Consider the following 1,497-nt stretch of genomic DNA (forward strand, 5'->3'; position numbering starts at 1 on the left):
TGAGAAGCAGGGCGAGGACTGGATTCTGATTCCGTGACGATGACACTGGCCGATACCGCCGCGGTGGCGGTGGCCGATGATGGGAACGTGGGTAGCGGCAAGGGGCCGCGTGAGAAGCGGCCGAAACGGCGGACGTTCACCGCGGAGTACAAGCTCGGCATTCTCGAGCAGTACGAGTTGCTGACCGAGCCGGGTGCCCGGGGGGCGCTGCTGCGCAAGGAGGGTTTGTACTCCTCGCACATCACCGAGTGGAAGCGGCTGCGTGACGCTGGAGCGTTGAATGCGCTCGCGGCCAAGCCCTCAGGCCCCAAGCCGGCCATGACCGAGGCAGACAAGCGGGCCGCGAGGCTGGAGGCCGAGAACGCGCGTCTGGCCGCTGAGCTGGCCAAGGCCAAGCAGGCCCACGAGGTCCTGGGAAAACTATCCGAGCTGTTGTCGCTGCTGTCCAACAGCTCGGACGGCGAGACCAGGCAGAACCCTTGATCGACGGCGCTGTGAACGAGTTGGTGCCGCTGGTCGGTGTGGTGGCCGCGTGCCGGCTGACCGGAAAGTCCCGCGCCACGCTGCACCGGCAACGCAACCCGAAACCGCCTGTGCAGGGCCCGAAACGGCCGCAAGCGCAGCATCCTGGGGCGCTGACCGAGCTGGAGCGCGCCAGGGTGCTGGAAGTGCTGCGCAGCGACCGATTCGTCGACAAGTCGCCTGCGCAGGTGTGGGCGGTGCTGCTTGACGAGGGCACCTACCTGTGCAGCATTTCCACGATGTACCGGCTGCTGCGCGAGAACGGCGAGGTGTCCGAGCGTCGCCGCCAGGCCAGCCATCCGCCGCGGGCGAAGCCGGAGCTAGTCGCGACCGGGCCCAACCAGGTGTGGAGTTGGGATGTGACGAAGCTGAAAGGCCCGGTCAGGGGCGAGTATTACGACCTGTTCGTGATGCTCGACATCTTCTCCCGCAAGGCGGTCAATCACCTGCTTGTGCCCACCGAGGACGCCGAAGCGGCCAAAGCGTTCATCGAGGAAGCGTTCGCCAAAAACGGCGGCGTCGTGCCAGATCACCTGCATTCAGATAACGGGACGTCGATGACCAGCAAGAACGTCCACCAGCTGCTGGTTGATCTGGGTGTGACAAGGAGCTTGTCGCGCCCGCACGTGTCGAATGACAATCCCTACTCTGAGTCGGGGTTCAAGACGATGAAATACTGCCCGGTGTTCCCGGAGCGGTTCGCGTCGTTCGATCAAGCAGAAGTGTTCTGCGACAAGTTCTTTCATTACTACAACCATGAGCATCGGCATTCCGGGATCGGATTGCATACCGCGGCRTCGATCCATGACGGCACCGCCATCGAGATCCGGGCCCGGCGCGCCGAAACCCTCGCCGCCGCCTACGCGGCGAACCCCGACCGGTTCCGCCGCAAACCCGCCCCACCCAAGCTGCCCGAAGCAGCCTGGATCAACGAACCACCGAAGGAGAACACCGACACAGAACACGCAGCCTGAC

At 64.6% G+C, this 1,497-nt stretch carries 2 protein-coding genes; both read left to right on the forward strand.

The annotated features are described in order from the left end of the window. Nucleotides 1-33: 33 nt before the first annotated feature. On the forward strand, nt 34-483 hold the full coding sequence (locus B4U45_RS28710) for a transposase (protein WP_075545521.1): 450 nt from the start codon (nt 34-36) through the stop codon (nt 481-483). Nucleotides 484-494: 11 nt separating this feature from the next. Next, complete coding sequence (locus B4U45_RS28715; protein WP_082275230.1) at nt 495-1,496, forward strand: IS3 family transposase; 1,002 nt, start codon at nt 495-497, stop codon at nt 1,494-1,496. The last annotated feature ends 1 nt before the right edge of the window (nt 1,497 follow it).

Origin of the sequence: Mycobacterium persicum, assembly GCF_002086915.1 — a bacterium.
GTDB classification, from domain to species: domain Bacteria; phylum Actinomycetota; class Actinomycetes; order Mycobacteriales; family Mycobacteriaceae; genus Mycobacterium; species Mycobacterium persicum.